Origin of the sequence: Arthrobacter sp. ZGTC412 (assembly GCF_002929215.1) — a bacterium.
Taxonomy (GTDB): Bacteria; Actinomycetota; Actinomycetes; order Actinomycetales; family Micrococcaceae; genus Arthrobacter.
In genome coordinates, this window is record NZ_PJII01000015.1 from 1 (window position 1) to 17,674 (window position 17,674).

The following is a 17,674-nucleotide window of genomic DNA, read 5'->3' on the forward strand; positions in this document are numbered from 1 at the left end:
GTTGGCGCGTCACCCCAGGTAGTGGATCAGCGGCGCTTCAGGGACGATAAAGATCGATCTCTGTGCCTGCTTTGGCCCAGTGGGCCCTCTCTCGTCGGTTTCGATGGAAGGGCCCACTAGCTCCAGCCGTTTAGTCAGCACCTCGTCCACAGGGCAATACCTGCGTATTCGATGAATCCGTAGCCTTACAAAAGATCAAATATCGGCATAGCTGGTCTAAAGGCGGTGGGCGTGCGTCCCTGCTCTGCTGAAGGCCTTTCGCCCCATAACCGCAATCGGTCGTCAGCTTATAAAGGTTCAGGAATAAGCTATAAGCTTATGGGATGTCAGGTCTTGTCATCGCACTCATCGTGGACATCGTGAAATCCAGAAAGCTCCAAGATCGCGTCGGTGCCCAAAGGTCCATCCGCGCCACGTTTGAAGACGCCTTGCGGGTGCGCCCACCCCTCCGGCCTCTCTGGCCTACAGTCGGGGACGAATTCCAAGCCATATTCCCAACACTGGGCCACGCTCTTCTAACGACAACACAAGTCCGTCTAGCACTTCCCGAAGATGTGGACTGCAGGTTCGGATTGGGGCGAGGGGAAACGGTCGACGTTGATGAGCAGGCCCCAGGGGCTATCCAAGATGGATCGGCATGGTGGAATGCACGAAAAGCGATCGAGGAGACGCACCGACGAGAGCATGGCGGAGAACCTTATCTTCGCTCGTGGTTCATATCCAATACACCTAGGGAAGTCGGTGCAATGGCGCTGGTCAACAGCTTTTTGCTGCTCCGAGACGCATCCATCAGCTCAATGCGCCCGCGTGATCGTCGGCTAACTGCAGGCTCGCTTTACGGACATACACAATCCGAACTGGCAGAACAGGAACAGATCAGTCAGTCTGCGGTCTCGCAGAGTTTACGTCGGTCGGGGGGAGCGGCTATCGTGGCAGCCCAGAATGAACTACTGCAAGGCGAAATCCAGTGATTGGCTCCGTACTTCTTCTGATGGTGGGCCTAGTTGATTTCGTAGTCGGACGCCGCTGGCCATCCTTGGTGCTCCGGCTCGTGCTTCTGGGGACTATAGCGGCGCTGGCAGTCTTCGGGCTGGGGTTGGATCCGCTAATAGCCGTCGGCTGCTTAGTGATTTCCTTGGTGTGGGTGTGGGCCACGCGCCCCTCAAAATCGACGCCCAAGGACAACGGCGATTCGGGCGTGCCCGCCTCCAGGCTCTGGCCACCCATCTCGTTGTTCGTTCTCGTCTTTGCCATCACGGCCTACGACCGAACGCCTGAAACAGCAAGGGGATTCCTTGTAGACGCTCACTCGGCTGCAGTTTTGAAATCCGCGGCGTCCATTTCTCTTGAAACCGTCCTGGCGGCGGTATCTGTCGGCTTCTTTCTTTTGAAGAGCGCCAACAACGTTACGCTTGCAGCGCTCGGACGCGCCCACGAGGAAGACGCGTCAAGGGCAGCCGGTGACAGCGCAGAAGCCGAAGCAACCGGTGCGGAGTCCAAGAACAAGTGGGAGCTGTTCATCAGCAGCGTCAAAGTGGCGAGCGTACGGGCCGGAGAAAAGCCGAAACGAGGCCCCGAGCTAAAGGGCGGCCGAATTATCGGCCCAATCGAGCGCTTACTTATCGTCGTGCTTGCATTCGCCGGCGTCCCGCAGATTATCGCGGCACTGGCGGCAGCGAAGGGCATCGTCCGTTTCCCCGAGATCTCGGAGGACCGTGCTTCCGGCTCAAAGGCGGAGGAGTTTCTAGTAGGAAGCCTCGCGAGCTGGACACTTTCCGCCGTCGCGGTCCTCTACCTAAACCTTGTTTACAAGGGCTAGTCAAGGAGTATAAGCAGTGGACTAATATCGTCCCGGCTATAAGCGATTACCTTATGCCGGAACCGCCAATCCTGCGGGCTAGCTTGCGCCAGGGCTTGACACAGCGTAAATGAATGGCGCTCTGCCCGTGAGCATAAGCTGCGCCACAACGATAGCTCCCTAGACAATGAGTCAACTCGCATGCTTCGGCGTCTAGCGGCAGGCCGCTGCCTGATTCCTGACAAATGGCGACGCCTCAGGGGCTCTTAGCGGACCAAGTTGTCGGCACGCGGGGAGCCCCTTCTGGCCCCAGCTTTACTTAATCTAAATTATCGGCGTTTGAAAATGGCTGGGGGAGTGCCCGCACGATGGGCTGTTCCTGCCGCCTAATCTGTGGAATTTTCTCCCAATAACCGGGACTCAGAGCCGGTCAGCCAGCCTCATGTTCACGGCGGAAATGTCGAGAAAAGCAGGGTGAAAGGGCTCGTCCGATCCGGTTATGTCGGCCACCCAGGCGGAGTGTTCGGCGTGGTCCGGATGAGACGGATCGGCCAATGCGTCCATGATCTCCTCATAGCCGGAAAATCCTCCGGAGTCTTCCAGCATGCCACGCCGGGCGCCGTCGATCAGTCGGGCCGGCGCAGTGTCTGCGTTCGCTGGCCGGCGGGACATTAACTCGAGCCTGTGTAGCCAGCCCCCGTTGCGACTGACATCTAGATTGAGAACGGACACCCGCTCTTACATCCCAATGAGGGCTCTACCAGCAGCGGCGGAATTGCGCCGGTCCGCGCCGATGCCGCTGGTCACGAGAAGCGCGACACGCTTCGCCGTGGGGCCGACGCACGGCGCCGTCGGATGCGGTCCCCGGTAGAGCTTCTTCTGCTTCCTTTGCTCGCGCCGTCCGGCCGCTTAAGGGGCAGACGAATCACCTGGAATAAAATCTGATTCTGCTCAGTTATGAGTGTAGTCACCACCGTGTGAGTTAGTTAGTAAAGCTACTGTCCTTCACGGTCGAACATCGGCTTGTCGCGGTGGTGATGTTATGACACATCGAACGCAAAGGACTAAACCCATGACCTCATCTTCTCTCTGGCAACCGTTCACTCTTGGCCGCCTGGACCTTCCCCACCGACTGGCGCTGGCACCAATGACCCGAAACCGATCGAACCCGGATGGCACGCCGGGCGACTTGGCCGCTGAGTACTACGGGCAGCGCGCCTCATTGGGGTTGATCATTACCGAGGGGACGCAGCCGTCAGCGGACGGGCAAGGCTATATGAACACGCCGGGGATCTACACCCCTGAGCAGATCGAAGGCTGGCGAAAGATCACCGACAAGGTGCACGCGGGCGGTGGGGCAGTGTTCATCCAGCTGATGCATGCCGGCCGGATGTCCCACCCGGACAATACTCCCCACCACCGCCGGCCGGTGGCGCCCTCTGCGATCCCCGCCGACCAGGAAATATTCACGCCAACAGGGCTGCAGAAGACGCCGACGCCGCGAGAGCTAAGCATAGAGGATATCCGGACCACCGTGGCTGAGTTCCGTCACGCCGCAGCTTCTGCCATCGCGGCCGGCGCCGACGGAGTCGAAATCCATGGCGCTAACGGCTATCTGTTGCACCAGTTTCTCTCCCCCAACGCCAACCACCGCGCCGACTCCTACGGCGGATCGGTAGAAAACCGGTCCCGGTTCGTGGTCCAGATCGCCCAGGCTGTGGCCGAGGAAATCGGCGCGGACAGGGTTGGCGTCCGCCTCTCCCCCGCCATGCCTTTGGGCGGAATCGATGAGGGCGACACCGAGAGTGTGCGCGCTCAGTACCGGCACCTGGTCGGTGAGCTCGCCACCCTGAACCTGGCCTACCTGCACCTTCACCATATGGGCGACGAGGAACTCCTCCGCTCCCTCAGGGATCTTTGGCCGACGGCGGTTCTGGTGGTCCGCTACGGACGTAACCGTGAGCGGATCGCAGGCGACATCGAGGCCGGCCTTGCTGACATTGCCCCGTTGGGCCGTTTCGCGCTGGCCAACCCCGACATCGTCGCGCGACTGCGTTCCGGCGCCCCTCTGAATGAGGTGGACCCGACCACTCTCTACGGTGGCGGAGCTTCCGGGTACACCGACTACCCGACCCTTGTCCCCGCCTGACCGGCTGCCCTCAGGCCGCCCGCCCTGTTTGCTCCCCTTGGAGCCCAGGGGCTGGCGGCCCCTAAGACATATCAGCACCATCCGCGCCGACCGGGTGTGGATGCAGCCTCGTAACAAGAAAGTTTGTGAAATGCCCTCACTTAATGAAGCAGTCGTCCTCGTCACCGGTGCAAACGGCGGCATCGGAACACACTTCGTTCACAGCGCCCTCGCCCGCGGTGCCAGCAAGGTCTACGCCAGCGCCCGCACCCCCCGAACCTGGGAGGACGAGCGCATCGTCCCGCTCACCCTCGACGTCACAGACTCCGCCTCCATTCAGGCCGCAGTCGAAGCCGCAGGCGACGTCACGGTGCTGATCAACAACGCCGGAGCGTCCGTGGCAAGCTCGGGCATCCTTACTCACACCGATGCGGAAATCCGGACCAACGTCGAGACGAACTTCCTCGGCCCACTTTTCCTCGCCCGCGCCTTCGCGCCGATCCTGTCGGCGAAGGATGGCTCGGTGATCATCGACATCCACTCCGCCATGAGCTGGTACGCCGTCGGCGGCATTTACAGCGCCACCAAGGCCGCCCTCTGGTCCGCGACCAACTCGCTGCGCCTGGAACTCGCCCCCGAAGGGGTCCACGTGGTGGGGGTCCACGTCGGGTACGTCGATACGGCGATGGCTGCGAACGCCACCGACCCCAAGATGGACCCGGCCGATCTCGTACGCACCGTAATGGATGCCGTCGAAACCGGCGAGTACGAGGTTCTCGCCGACGAGACGTCGATGCAGCTCAAAGCCGGACTCAGCGCCCCCATCGAGGCTCTCTACCCCCAACTGGCCGTCGTCAAGACCGCCTAGAACACCCTTGGCGCCGTGGTCATAAACAACCACCTCACTGACCACGGCGCTTCCCAAGCCCGATCATCAAAGCAGGGAGCAGGGAGCAGAGCAGGGGGCAGCGGCAAACCCCGCGTCATGCCCAAAGCGGCTTCCCCTTGAAAAGATATCTGAGTACAGTCATAATTGATTGTAATCATTAGAGCGGCCAGCTGAAGAATCGCCGGCTGGCACCGACCACCTGCCGGTGCCCGAGCGGGGCGTCCCCGAGATATCGCTGCATCAATGGCACCAACTACAAAACCACCACCCCCAGAAGGAGCATCACGTCATGCGAGCATTCGTCGTCACCAAGTACAGGGAGCCGCTGCGGGAGGCGGACGTCCCCGAGCCAACAGTCGGGGACCGCGATGTGCTCGTGCAGGTTCAGGCGGCGGGCCTGAACCAGCTGGACGAGAAGATCCGGCTGGGCGAGTTCAAGCAGATCCTGCCCTACGAACTCCAGCTGATCCTCGGCAACGACGTCGCCGGCACAGTCCTGCAGGTCGGGGCAAAGGTGCGCGGGTTCAAGCCCGGTGATGAGGTTTACGGCCGCCCCGACCAGGACCGCATCGGCACGTTCGCCGAGCGCATCGCCGTCGCCGAGGAAGACCTTGCGCTGAAGCCGGCATCGGCCAGCATGGAGGAGGCCGGCTCGCTGCCGCTGGTGGCGCTGACCGCATGGCAGGCCCTTGTCGAGCAGGGCAACGTCCGACCCGGGCACAAGGTTCTCATTCACGCCGGCGCCGGCGGGGTCGGCTCGATCGCTATCCAGCTCGCCAAGCACCTCGGCGCGACCGTTGCAACCACCGCAAGCGGCTCCAACGCCGGCTTCGTGCGCGACCTCGGAGCCGACATCGTGATCGACTACCGCACCCAGGACTTTGAGCAGCTCCTGAACGGGTACGACCTGGTGCTCGACAGCCTCGGCGGGGAGAACCTCGAGAAGTCACTGCGCATCCTCAAGCCCGGTGGCAAGGCTATTGGGATTTCTGGCCCGCCGGATCCGGCATTCGCACGCGGAGCCGGGCTGAATCCTGTGCTACGCCTGGCAGTCGCTCTGCTCAGCGGCAAAATTCGGCGGCAGGCCAGGAAGCTCGGCGTCAGCTATGAGTTCCTTTTCATGCGCGCCAGCGGGGAGCAACTGCGCCAGATCAGCGCCTTGGTCGACGACGGCGTGCTGCGCCCCACCGTAGGAAGAGTCTTCAGCTTCGACCAGACCCCAGAGGCGCTGCAGTCCCTGGCCGCGGGCGGCATCCGCGGCAAAGCAGTGGTCGCCCTGACCCACTGAGCCGACACCCATTCCACCTCACAAACCACGCAGGAGAACAACCGTCATGGACAACACCGGCACCCCGCACGAATCCACCGTTACCTCGTACGCGAAGGCACCAACCAAAGCCGTCACCGCCGAAGGTGTCACCTACGCCTATCGCGAGCTGGGGCTCAAGGGCGGCATCCCCGTCGTGTTCTTCGTGCACCTCGCCGCCACCTTGGATAACTGGGATCCCCGCATCATCGACCCCATCGCGAAGACCCGCCACGTCATCACCTTCGACCAGCCCGGTGTCGGCGCCTCCACCGGGCAGGTGCCCGACAACATCGAGGCAATGGCCGACGACGCCTACACCTTCATCAAGGCCCTCGGGTTCAAAAGAATCGATGTTTTCTCCTTCTCCCTGGGCGGCATGATCGCCCAGGACCTGGCCCTCAAGCATCCCGACCTTGTCCGCAAGCTCGTGCTCACCGGGACCGGACCGCGGGGAGGAAAAGGCATCGACAAGGTCGTCGGCACCACCTACTGGAACATCCTCCGCGCAACCCTGACAAGGTCCGACCCCAAGGAATTCCTCTTCTTCAACCGCAACGCCACCGGCAAACCAGCAGCGAAAGCGTTCATCAAACGCCTCCAGGAGCGCACCATCGACCGTGACAAGCCGATCAGCACCCGTGCATTCCAAACGCAGCTGAAGGCAATCCAGGCGTTCGGCCGCTCCGCACCCTCGGACCTATCCACACTCACGCACCCCACACTCATCGCCAACGGCGACAACGACCGCATGGTGCCATCCGCCCTCTCAACGGACCTGCACCGGCGGATCAAGGGATCCGAGCTGTTCATCTACCCCGACTCCGGGCACGGCGGCATCTTCCAGTACCACGCGAAGTTCGCCCCCGCCGCTGTCGACTTCCTCGCCAACTGACCCACGTTCGGAACTTCTACGTCTTATCATCGAGAGTTGGCCGACAGCACGGCTCGCGATGGCTTCTTCACTAGCAGTGTGGTCAAGCAGCTTTCCCGCCAGCTCATTCCGCTGGCTTCGGCAACACGCGCTTATGACACAGACGTCGCGCTCTCCTACGTGAACCACGGTCCCCACTGCTAGAAGTAGAGAGGTTCGGGTGCCTCGAATCTCCGCGGTCGTTATAGTCATAACTGACTCTAGTCAGTTTACGTTCCGGAGGAACCTTCATGCCCGTCGCATCCCAGCCGCTCGGACGACGCGAGCGGAATAAGCAGGAGAAGCTGGACCGCATCACTGCCGCGGCCAGTGAGCTGTTCGCCGAACATGGAGTCGAGGATGTCACAACCCAGCAAATCGCCGACAAGGCCGATATCGGCACCGGAACCCTGTTCCTTTACGCAAAGACCAAGGGAGAACTCCTCCTGCTCGTGCAGAACGCGCACTACGCGAAAGCGCTGGAGCAGGGCCGGGCTAATGCTGAAACCATCCCGGATGCACTGGATGCAGTGATGGCCATCGTACGGCCGATCGTGGAGTGCAACCGCGTCCAAGTCGACAATGGGCGCACCTACCTGCGCGAGATGGTCTTCGGGGACCCGACGGAACGCCACCACAGTGAAGCCCTTTCCATCGTCGCGCAGACCGAGGAGGCCATCGCCGCCGTCCTGGGCCGGAATGAACTCATCAGTGCCGATGATGCCGCAACAACCGCACGCATCGCTTCGGCCATCATGTTCCTCAGCATGGCAGTGAGTGCGGATCCCGCTCTTCGCGTCGACGACATTGTCCAGGACATCAGGACCCAAATCCGCCTGCTCCTGCCCCGCTGACCGCAAAAGCTTTCACCTATCGCCACCAGGCTTGTCACATGTCAGCTAGATTCAAACCCCAACCTGACAAATGTCTTTGCCTGAGTTGCCGAAGCAGTGGGAATTGATCTCCGTTTCAGCGGTGAAGAAAGGCTTGCCGCCGACCACAGCCGGGGACAATTCTCATAGGTTATCCACCGCTACTGCTGCTAGGGAGCTACCCCAACGGCTCCTACTTCCAGCCGTGGATAACCTGAATTGACCCCAGCCATGGACGGCTCAGAGTGCCCCCAGTTCCGGCCGCGGTATCAGCAAGCACGGCCTAGTCGGCCCCAGGCAGGTTGTCGGAATATCCGTTATCGCCTCTTAAAACGGGCGGGGGAGTGCCCCCAAAAGAGGCTGTTTTGCCCCATCGTTGGTGGCGTTTTCTCCTCGGACTCCTTTCGTCAGAAGTGCTCAGCCAGCACCCGGTTTACGGCGGAGATGTCCAGGAAAGCAGGACAAAAGGCGCATCGGAGCCGGCTACGTCGGCCACCCATGCGGCGTGTTCGGTGGAGAAGAGGGGTTGATCGTGTTTTCTCCTCCGCCCCTTGCTTAGCTGCCGGCTCGGAACTGGATGAGGGTCAGGTCAAGCAACGGCGTGTTGACATCGAGCTGCTTGGCTCGTTCAGCGAGGTCTCCTAGGATATGTTCGGCTTCGGTGGGCAGGCCAGCGGTAAGGTCTCGATACAGGGATGAGGTGAAGGCGGAGCCCTGCTCGGTGAGCAGTGCTACCGACTGCGCGTGGGCCTGACTGGAGACGGGGTGGCCGGCTTTCGCGGCGACGGATTCCAGTTCGTTGATGGCATCAGTGATTCTGGGCAGTCCGCCCGCCTCGAGGATCTTTCCAATCGGTCCTCTGAAGAGACAGGTGATGACGCCTGCGGACGCGATGAACGCCCATTTCTCCCACAGTGCACCAAGGATGTCAGTGCTGACAGTGAGATCAATACCCGGTACGTCAAATGTTTCGACGACGCGCTCCGGTACGTTGGCGCCGGTAAGGGGGCCGATGGTCAGGGTCGTCAGTTCTGTCAGCTGTCGAACAGTATCCCCGTCGAGCGTCGCGACTATTTTCACGAGGCCGCCCAGTACTCGGCCGGGGAATTCCTCGCTCAGCCTGTCCATGTGGGCCATACCGTTGAGGAACGGCAGTATGTAGGTCTCTGGTCCCACGTATGGACGCAGGTCAGTGATCGCCGATTCGAGTGCAGTGGCCTTGACGGTAACAATTACGATGTCGAATTGGCCAGCAGTCTCACCGGCGGTGATGGTATGGACTTGGTGTGTGCGGTCAATTCCTGGAGAGACGAATCGCAGCCCCTCAGCCCGTAACTTTTCTGCCCGGCCCTGGCGCACGAGGTAGGTAATGTCCCGCCCGGCTTCCTGAAGGAGGGAGCCAAAAGCTCCTCCGGTCGCACCTGCACCGACAATGAGGATCCGTATGGTTAGTACTCCTTTCGCGTAATGCTGGTAACTGTCACGTCTACTGACAGCTGGAGGGTGCCACTGCCCTGCGCGACGTCCGGACAGTTTATGGAGCGAGATCAACGCCGAAATGTCGAGCTCGTCATAAACCGCATAGGCAGTGACCGGCAGGGGCCCATAAATCGCGAATTCTGTGACACCGACGGCCAGGGCGAACCCAAGGGTGCTGGTGCTAACTTCGGCACTCGGGCACCCACTCCCCTAGGAGTTTAATACCGCTTCGTCACCGAGAACGAGCGGCAGCCCACTACATCCCGGAACAACCGCTTGGATACTTCGCAGCTCCTTCATATTGTCCAGGTTGCGTGCTGAATTGACTGACTACACCCCAACCTGACAAAAGGCGCGCCGCTTGAGCCGTTCAAGGAACTGGCATAGATGCGCCCCGAGATTTCTCCTGGGCCCGGTTCACGCACCTCAACGCATCCAATATCTACGTTCTCGAATCCACCGCCCGGTTGGACATGAATTGCCCTGAATCCCAAAACTTGCCCCCTTCCTCGTCTTTATGCTCGTAACAAGCCAGCTGTGGGACTTTCAAATTTGGCCAGTGCTCACAAAGAAAAGAGTCGTGCGAACATGTACCAGTTCTTGATGACTTGGCGCTGAACCTTGTCCCACAATGTGAGAGCTGGAACCAGGCCCAGGGCATGGAATGGGACTTCTAGCCAGACGGAGAGTTGGCTATACGCGCCGAAGGCGTGGAGGTCAATGATGCTGACGATAACCCAACCGAGCCCCAGGCCGACTACGGTTGCCCGCGCATACATAGACGCCTCCCTCTCCTCGAATCCCACGGAGGAGTGAGGTGCTGTTGGGCTCAGCAAGACGAGCAGTCCCCATCCGACTCCTGCGAAGGCGATGGTGAGGAACGTGGCAGTCCGCTGGACCGAGTCTGAGGCGGTGAGCCAAGAGGCAGGGAGGATGAGATAAAGAAGGGATAGGGCACCCAAAGCGAGGATTACCGTGCCGTACCAGGCGCGTCCGTAATTCTTCCAACGGACCTGAACTTCCCGGGAAAAAATCGGATCCGCAGGGTTTCGGGTGCTCATTCCGTCTTCCCTCCCATTCCGCTCGCTGCCCTTGGCTCATCAGCCGAAACAGATTTCTTGAACTTGCGAAAGCCTGTCGTCCGCACTGTTTCCTCCTTTTCTTGAAGCTGCCTTGGCTCTGGTTTGCCCATCTGGGGCGGGGGAATACTATTCTGGAGGCCGGTCACGCCGGGGTCGCGGGAAAGCCCGGGGACGCTCCTTGCATCGGACAGCCACTTCCGGAGCGCCGGAAACACGACGAGGATGTCCGCAAGCATCATGACAAGGCCTGCCAGTCGCTGGTCTGTCAGCGAATTGACCAGCAGACCGCCGGGATGGTCGCTGGACATCAACGGGGCTGGTCCAAGAATCATGGCTATTCCGATCAGGGAACTCGCTCCGTAGGCCAGGAGCAGCATTCGGCCCCCGGTCATCGACCTCCCGTCCGACGGCCTGTGCACTGCGAACCCCCAGAGCGCCAGACCACAAACCAGGAAACTGGCCGGCCGCACTAAAGCTGAGAGTCCTGTCCCGCTGACGGCGGCATCGATGGAGGGGACATGCCACGCTAAGGCCACCATCGGAAGCGCGACTGTTGAGAGGATCGCCGCAGACGCGCTCAAATCGGTATTTCGTACCGATTTGAGGCCCCTGCCACCACGACCAATCCATGCAAAGGCAAGGAGCGCAGGCGCTGCCAGAATCAGTAGCTCAAGCTGGATCATGGCCACGACGTGAAGTGGTGGGGCTCCCGAGGCAGGCACGGGAACGATCCCAACGAGGCAACAGGCAACCCCCAACCCCGTTAGGAAGCGGGACGAACGCTGCTTAATTAGTGCGTTGCATGTCATTCCTAGGAGAACAGAGCCCACCACCAGGACCACTGTGCTTGCCGTGAGCCACCCTGCCCCCTGAACCGCGGCGTGGGCCATCTCATGATGATGGGCGGAGGTTGCCACGTCATGCGTTTCTGTTTGCTCCGCTTGAGCGCCGGCTCCTGGTGCCAACCACAACCACACCAACCAGGCGGCGGTAAGCTCAGCCACGACGGCAAACAGTAGACGCCATTTCAGGCGACGTCGCACCTGGGCAGTGGATGCTGAAACAAGTACCGCTTGGCTCCATGTGCCCAAGGCCGGAGGGACGCTAGCTGGATTCCCTGGCCGTCTGAGCAGAATTTTCCAAGGACGACCGAAAAAGCGCACGACTCGCTCCAGGAGCAGGACGGCAACCAGGCAACACGTCATGGATGTTTCCGCGCAGAAGGTGACACGCTGAGCTCGAGGCGCCTTTCAACCACTACATCGAAGTGGGCCCGCCCCTGTCCATCGGCGACGACGCTTGTGTCGACTGCGCCTTCGAGGACATAGTCGCGCCCCGGGCGCAGACGTGCCACTGTTACCCGGTGTTTTCCCCCGGGCCCGCCTGGCCGCAGGACTACGTTCAAAGATTCGCCATCGGTGACAGCGCGGGCCACGAGAACGTGGGGGTAGGGAACTTCCTCCAGGATTGGGCCGCGGTTCCACTCGGGCAGGTTTCCCCGGTTTATGAGGTCATAGCTGGATCCGTGCCGTCCGAACATCCCGTACCAAAGGCTGCCGATGCGGCCGAGAGTTTCGTTCGGAACATGCGCAACACCGTTCTCCCGGACAATGTTGGTGCTGGGATCGGCGCGGTAGGCCTCCCGGATGTATTTGGCCAGCTCTTCGTCGCCGTATTCCACTGCTGGGGAAAGCGATGACAGATAAACAGCGGCGCCGGCTTGAGCTGACATGGCATGCAGATCAGTCTTGCCACTCAGGATCTTCTGGCGTGACTCCTCGTACCCACCAAAAAAGATGTCCCGTTCAGTGAGGTCGGGCAGGATTCCCCCTGCCAGCATTGGGGCAGCCCCGGTCAACCCAGACCCAATAATTTTTGACGGAGGCTTTCCAGCCCCTTTGGCGGATAGATTGCCCAGGGTTCCGTTGAAGATCGCCGGGAAGGTGAAGTTCCAGCCGAGGCGCGTCGATTTAATTTCCATGGGCCGACCGTCGGGAGCTACAAACTCCACCTCGTGGGCGAAGCGGAAAGCGTCTGAAATCTCCTCGGCATAGGTAGTTCCGTGGAGTCGGTCGTGGAGAATCAGTGAGAGCATGCCGTGGGCGTTGCATGCAGCGTAAACCCAGTTGGGTTCGCAGGGAAAGTATCCCAGATCGCTCCGTTTGTAGTTTTCGTATAGAGCCCGGTTCACCGAATGGTAGTCGTGCGGGAAGCGCGTTTTCTTGTCCCATTCGAAAGTCAACGCACCGGCTTGACCATACCTGGTGTCTCCGGTGATCGATTCGTACAGGCCGATTTGCATCCCCCAATAGCCGGTAAGCATAATGTTGTCGCGAATGACAGGGTCTGCACTGTTTTGGAGGTTCCCCCAGCGGTTCTCCGTTCGCCAGTACCGCCAGACTTCGGGCACAAGCATCTTTTCGATCAGGTTCCGTTGCGCTTGTGCCATGTACCCGTGGAAAGCGGGCATCTTTGCATAGTGCGCATTGGCGAGCATGTAGGCCAAGGAATTGATCTGATAGCGGGTCGCGGAGAGCTGGAACTGCTCTGTGCGGTCAAAGCCCCAGAAGGAATCAACAGGCTGCAGCGCCCCTTCCAGACCGAAGCGCAGGTGCTCAAGCTCGTCCTGGTCCAATTCTTCGCCCACGAATTGCTTTTCCGGGATGAATCGAGGCCGTGCCGGAACTGTTGCATCGGCCAACCTCGCGTTCCGTTTTGCGATTTCCGCTTGTGAGGCTTTGAGGTGGCGCTGTGCCTTGAGTCTGTTTAGACCGGCGAAGATTACTGCCCCGGCAATGGGGACTGCCACCAGCCAGTCGTTGCCTGGTTCTGGGGCCCGAATAGCGCCAACCGCGGCTGCTCCGAGCCAGACGGCCAGGGGGGCCAGGATGTTTCCACTGCCAAACCAAATCACAAAGGCGATGGAGAAGAGCACCATGGTAGCTGCGAACCATAGGACGTTTACGAGTACCGCGCCGGCGCCGGGATAAAACATACCGGCGCCGGGAAATAGCAGGCCGAGGCCGAAGGCCTTGAGTTGAGGCGCACCGCCAAGCAGTAAGGGCAGAACTCCCAAGACGCAGACGAGGGCATAAATCATTCGAGTGCGCCACTGGCGGCGCACGGTAGCGGGACCATATGGTTGGGACCTGACCGGCCAAAGGGCTGGTTTACGTTCGTTGCCATCGAGCACGACGTCGGTGCGGGGCAGCTGTGTTTCAGACGTGATCGACACTTCTATCCTTTCGACACATACCTTTTAATAGGTCTAAGTGACCGGTAGGTGGCAGCAGCAATACTTCGTTGGATTCCGCGGGTGGCATGTCGCGCATCACACACTATTCGCTCCCGGGTCTGAAGAACCGGGTAAAATCACCCGGACTATTACCCTGCCAGGGGGATGCGAGTCCTCATCCCCCAGGGCATTGGGTGTAAATTGCGGGCAAGGTTGATGCTTATGAGGGGAACCCGCGCAGCTGCGCCGACGCCCTCGGGGAAGTGGAACGGTTCCGTCATTGCCTCGTCCGGCTTCTTCCCTTGTTAGGGCTGGCGTATTTACGGAGCGAATCCTTTTAGCGATGAAGATGTCATACGGTATGCAAGCGCGCCCTCGAGCTGACGGGGTTCGACCCACACTTCATAACCTTCAGCCTTTGATATGAGAACTCTGCCATCCAACCCATCCGCGGCAAGCCAGAGCGCCGAGGAATCACCCATAGCGTCGTCTACGAATCCGTATCGCAGGTGTTGCCAGTCTTTCCGAACCTCGACAAAGGCGCTGACTAGCTGGCTCCAGTCATCATGGCGGTAGGCGGGCATCACTATCTCCCATCCGCTGTCGTTGTTCTACCCACAGTTGCAGTTATCGCCATCGCACTGAGCACTCCAGGCCCTCTGCTGGGTGGAGCTCCCCAAACACTCATGCCACGTTTGCCTACGACGCTGGCGCGGTTATAGACGCGGCGTCCGAAACTGCCGCCATTGCCCGCTGGGTCACGAATTGGATGGGGCCGATGCCGTCCACCTGGGTGAGGATCCCGCGTTCGGCATACTTGGCCACCACAGCTTCGGTCTGCTCGTGGTAGAGGTCGAGGCGGTGGCGAATGACGGTTTCGTTGTCGTCGCTCCGGCCTGTCTCTTTGGACCGGCCGAGCAGGCGGTGTACCAGCTCCTCGTCGTCGGCTGTTAGCTGGAGGACGACGTCGAGCTTCGCCTCGCCCTTGGCGAGGATCTCATCGAGGTAGTCCACCTGCGCCGTGGTGCGGGGGTATCCGTCCAACAGGAAGCCGGTCTCGACGTCGGACTCTTTGAGCCGGTCACGCACCATTTTGTTGGTGACCCTGTCGGGAACAAAGTCGCCAGCGTCTATGTACTTCTTGGCTTCGACGCCAAGCGGCGTTTCGCCCATTACGTTTGCACGGAAGATGTCTCCGGTGGAAATCGCCACAACGCCGAGGCGCTCCGAGATCTTCTCTGCCTGGGTTCCTTTTCCGGAACCGGGAGGTCCAATTATCAGCATTTTCGTCATTGTGTTGGCCTTTCATAGTGGAGGGATTTGGGATTTTACTGTTGCATGTCTGCGCGGTTTGATTGCTGACCGTCTCGTGCTGCGCCTCGACCGGTCGGTTGAATTGATGGAAGAGTGGAATGCTGCTGGATGGGCTAAAGCCGCGCGAAGTTTCCTTCATGGGAGACCTTGCGGGGCCGCATTAGTCGATCCCTACCGGCATAAACGTTGAGACTGTGTCCCCGGCTGAATCCCACTAACGTCACCCCAGTCTCAGCAGCGAGGTCAGCAGCCAGGCTGGAGGGGGCGCTGACGGCGGCCAGGACGGGAATTCCTGCCAGGGCAGCCTTTTGGACGAGCTCGAAGGACGCCCGTCCGGAAACCTGCAGCACGGTCCCGCTTAAGGGCAGCAGCCCTTGTCGCAGGCCCCAGCCTACGACCTTGTCCACAGCATTGTGGCGACCAACGTCCTCCCTCAGGCAAAGCAATTCCGGTCCCGTGCCGTCGACTTTGAAGAGGCCCGCGGCATGAACGCCTCCTGTCTTGGCGAACAGGGTCTGGGCTTCACGGAGCCGCTCGGGCAGCTCGGCGAGCACGTCAACGGGAATTCGCAAAGGGTCCTGGGCAGGACTGTAATGGAGGGTCTTCCGGACGGCTTCTATCGAGTCGGTCCCACAAATCCCGCATGAGCTTGAGGTGTAAATGTTCCGCATTCTTTCCGGCATAGGCACGCCCGGACCCAGTTGTGCCTCGACTACATTGAACGTTTGCACGCCTTCGTTTTCGCCGGCACAGAAACGCAGTGACATCAACTCCGATTGTTGGCGGATGATTCCTTCGGAAACCAAAAATCCAGCCACCAGATCGAAATCGTCTCCCGGGGTCCGCATTGTCACCGCGAATGAGCGAGGACCAATTCGGATTTCCAGAGGTTCCTCTGCTGCCAGGACGTCCTCCTTGAATCGCACCGGGTACTCCGTGGTTCCGTCCACATGAAAGCGATGGATCTTCCGATGCTGTGTCATGCGTCCCATGGCTTGTGCCGTCCTTGTTGGTTCATGAAGTCTGTGGGCGGGTGCGGAATCATTGCCTCTTTCCAGGGGAGGGCAACCACGGGAAGAGGCTCCCCGTACTCCACCCCTTGAGGGGGAACTGCCATAACAGCGTCTGCCCAGGCCAGTCCTCGCATCATGCCTGGGCCGGCATGCGGCTCCGGTAACGCCAGGCCGTTTACAACCCTGCAGGGGATGAGGCGGGTACGGCCGGGAGCAGGATCGAAGTCGGTCCCCGACGGTACCTGATCAACCGCCTTGAGAGGCCGGTTTCCCAGCGCAGCCAAGAGGGGCTCTCCTAGGGTCAGAAGGGCCATCATCGCGGCAAGGGGGTTTCCCGGGAGCCCAATGACAAAGCGACCGTTTGGGAGTTCGGCCAAAACAGCGGGATGGCCAGGACGCATGGCGATGCCGTCCAGCCGCAAACGCCCTCCGAGTGCTGTTATGGCGGAACGGAAATGGTCGCTGCCGGATTGGCCAGTGCCGCCGGTAGTAACGGTCACGTCGGGCCCCGGCCTTAGCAGCGTGCCGCCAAGGGCCATCAGCCACTCGTCGTAGGAATCCCCCACCCTTTGCGTGCTGCCGGGTGTGCCGCCCAGCAGGGAAATGACGGTGCCCAGTTGCGGACCGAAGGTATCCCTGACCTGTCCGGGAGCCGGAATGCCTGACGTTACTACTTCTGAACCGGTCAGGATCACGGCGACCAGAGGCCTGGCTTGCACTTGCAGTTTGTCATGGCCTGCACCGGCCGCGAGGGCGATATGCGCGGGGTTGAGGATCGTACCAGCTGGTAACAGGACTGCCCCTGACCTGGCTTCTTCACCCGCCGGGCGAATGTGTTGACCGGGCAGGGGTTCACCGGTCCCTGCGTTGGCATTGAGCGTGAGCCGGCTCTTGCCAGAAGCGTCCTCGGAGACCCGGCCGCTTTCCTTCCGGAGGACGGCAACGGCACCGATCGGTACGATTCCTCCGGTGGCAACAACAGATGCCTCGCCAGGTGAGAGGGCCTGTCCCGATTGGGCTATAAACCACGGGCCGCTGCCATTTGTTGCCCAGCCGTCCATCGCGGAGGAAGCGTAGTGAGGCATGTCCTGCAGCGCAGCCACGTCGCTGGCCAAGTGCCGTCCATGCGCTTCGGCGAGGGGGACACTCACTGAGGGAAGCGGGTGTGCGCACCTGAAAGCCAGTTGCCGAGCCTGGCCCCAGGTAGGTGCGCCCTGCCAGTGGGTTGTGGAAGCTTCTCGGCTGCAATCACGCGGGGCGGGATTGATGTCGCGTGCTAGCACGAATGCCCCTTTCCTGGATGTCGTGGTGAGTCGAAGGTGACGAGGGGCCATGGAAGAACACCTTGGGGGCTCCCTCCAACAGGATTCAAATAATCCCTTGGGGTGCTTCAGGGGCACTGGGACGCCGACCCTTTGACGTCAAGCTATACGATTCATCTCGGTTTCGTCAACAGGATTGTCAACGCTTTGCTTTGGGTGGCACGCCGCAGAGTTCTCGTCGGCGGCAGCGTCCACGGCCGCATGTCACCCTCACTGCAGCGTCTGCCCGCACCGGCAGCGCGAAGAACATCGCACCGCCGTGGGCCCAAGCTTCGCTCAGGCTGCGGCAACTCTTCTAGTTCGGGCGCGGGCCCAAGCGGCAT

General features: G+C 60.7%; 15 protein-coding genes. 7 read left to right on the forward strand and 8 right to left on the reverse strand.

Translation table 11 applies throughout. The features are described from left to right. Positions 1 to 323 precede the first annotated feature (323 nt). Positions 324 to 971, forward strand: coding sequence for a SatD family protein (locus CXQ88_RS22705; protein WP_104045061.1), 648 nt, complete (start codon positions 324 to 326; stop codon positions 969 to 971). Continuing rightward, the gene (locus tag CXQ88_RS15590; RefSeq protein WP_104045062.1) at positions 968 to 1,819 is read left to right on the forward strand and encodes a hypothetical protein; all 852 of its coding nucleotides are present in this window, start codon (positions 968 to 970) and stop codon (positions 1,817 to 1,819) included. The genes CXQ88_RS22705 and CXQ88_RS15590 overlap by 4 nt, the downstream gene beginning before the upstream one ends. 399 nt (positions 1,820 to 2,218) lie before the next feature. Here CXQ88_RS15590 and CXQ88_RS15595 read toward each other — a convergent pair whose 3' ends face one another. Beyond that, positions 2,219 to 2,530 carry a plasmid pRiA4b ORF-3 family protein gene (locus CXQ88_RS15595; RefSeq protein WP_258061919.1) on the reverse strand — a complete coding sequence of 104 codons (312 nt, stop codon included), beginning with the start codon at positions 2,528 to 2,530 and terminating at the stop codon, positions 2,219 to 2,221. Positions 2,531 to 2,870: 340 nt separating this feature from the next. On the opposite strand from CXQ88_RS15595, the gene CXQ88_RS15600 reads away from it, so the two are divergent. The 5 genes from CXQ88_RS15600 (at position 2,871) to CXQ88_RS15620 (ending at position 7,888) form a co-directional block, all read left to right on the forward strand. Next, positions 2,871 to 3,947, forward strand: a complete 1,077-nt coding sequence (locus CXQ88_RS15600) for an alkene reductase (protein WP_104045063.1) — start codon at positions 2,871 to 2,873, stop codon at positions 3,945 to 3,947. Positions 3,948 to 4,077: 130 nt separating this feature from the next. After that, the gene (locus tag CXQ88_RS15605; RefSeq protein WP_104045064.1) at positions 4,078 to 4,794 is read left to right on the forward strand and encodes an SDR family oxidoreductase; all 717 of its coding nucleotides are present in this window, start codon (positions 4,078 to 4,080) and stop codon (positions 4,792 to 4,794) included. A 310-nt stretch (positions 4,795 to 5,104) separates the two neighbouring features. Next, entirely contained in the window at positions 5,105 to 6,103 is a 999-nt protein-coding gene (locus tag CXQ88_RS15610) for an NADP-dependent oxidoreductase (protein ID WP_104045065.1), read from the forward strand. A 46-nt stretch (positions 6,104 to 6,149) separates the two neighbouring features. Further along, entirely contained in the window at positions 6,150 to 7,016 is an 867-nt protein-coding gene (locus tag CXQ88_RS15615) for an alpha/beta fold hydrolase (RefSeq protein WP_104045066.1), read from the forward strand. Between the two features lie 269 nt (positions 7,017 to 7,285). Beyond that, positions 7,286 to 7,888, forward strand: coding sequence for a TetR/AcrR family transcriptional regulator (locus CXQ88_RS15620; RefSeq protein ID WP_104045067.1), 603 nt, complete (start codon positions 7,286 to 7,288; stop codon positions 7,886 to 7,888). Positions 7,889 to 8,461: 573 nt separating this feature from the next. Here CXQ88_RS15620 and CXQ88_RS15625 read toward each other — a convergent pair. From CXQ88_RS15625 to CXQ88_RS15660, 7 genes are all read right to left on the reverse strand, one after another. After that, the gene (locus CXQ88_RS15625) at positions 8,462 to 9,457 is read right to left on the reverse strand and encodes a ketopantoate reductase family protein (RefSeq protein ID WP_258061920.1); all 996 of its coding nucleotides are present in this window, start codon (positions 9,455 to 9,457) and stop codon (positions 8,462 to 8,464) included. A 491-nt stretch (positions 9,458 to 9,948) separates the two neighbouring features. Continuing rightward, positions 9,949 to 10,446: a hypothetical protein gene (locus tag CXQ88_RS15630; RefSeq protein WP_104045068.1), complete on the reverse strand. Its 498-nt coding sequence runs from the start codon at positions 10,444 to 10,446 to the stop codon at positions 9,949 to 9,951. Further along, the gene (locus CXQ88_RS21905) at positions 10,443 to 11,150 is read right to left on the reverse strand and encodes a cytochrome c oxidase assembly protein (RefSeq protein WP_181037558.1); all 708 of its coding nucleotides are present in this window, start codon (positions 11,148 to 11,150) and stop codon (positions 10,443 to 10,445) included. The genes CXQ88_RS15630 and CXQ88_RS21905 overlap by 4 nt, the downstream gene beginning before the upstream one ends. A gap of 518 nt (positions 11,151 to 11,668) precedes the next feature. Continuing rightward, a complete protein-coding gene (locus CXQ88_RS15640; protein ID WP_146069232.1) occupies positions 11,669 to 13,660 on the reverse strand; it encodes a linalool dehydratase/isomerase domain-containing protein in 1,992 nt (663 codons plus the stop codon). Between the two features lie 741 nt (positions 13,661 to 14,401). Then, positions 14,402 to 14,986: an adenylate kinase gene (locus CXQ88_RS15650; RefSeq protein ID WP_181037568.1), complete on the reverse strand. Its 585-nt coding sequence runs from the start codon at positions 14,984 to 14,986 to the stop codon at positions 14,402 to 14,404. Between the two features lie 143 nt (positions 14,987 to 15,129). Next, complete coding sequence (gene fdhD / locus CXQ88_RS15655; protein ID WP_104045073.1) at positions 15,130 to 16,008, reverse strand: formate dehydrogenase accessory sulfurtransferase FdhD; 879 nt, start codon at positions 16,006 to 16,008, stop codon at positions 15,130 to 15,132. Beyond that, positions 15,996 to 17,312, reverse strand: coding sequence for a molybdopterin molybdotransferase MoeA (locus tag CXQ88_RS15660; protein WP_373637773.1), 1,317 nt, complete (start codon positions 17,310 to 17,312; stop codon positions 15,996 to 15,998). Before CXQ88_RS15660 ends, fdhD begins: the two co-directional genes overlap by 13 nt. Positions 17,313 to 17,674 lie beyond the last annotated feature (362 nt).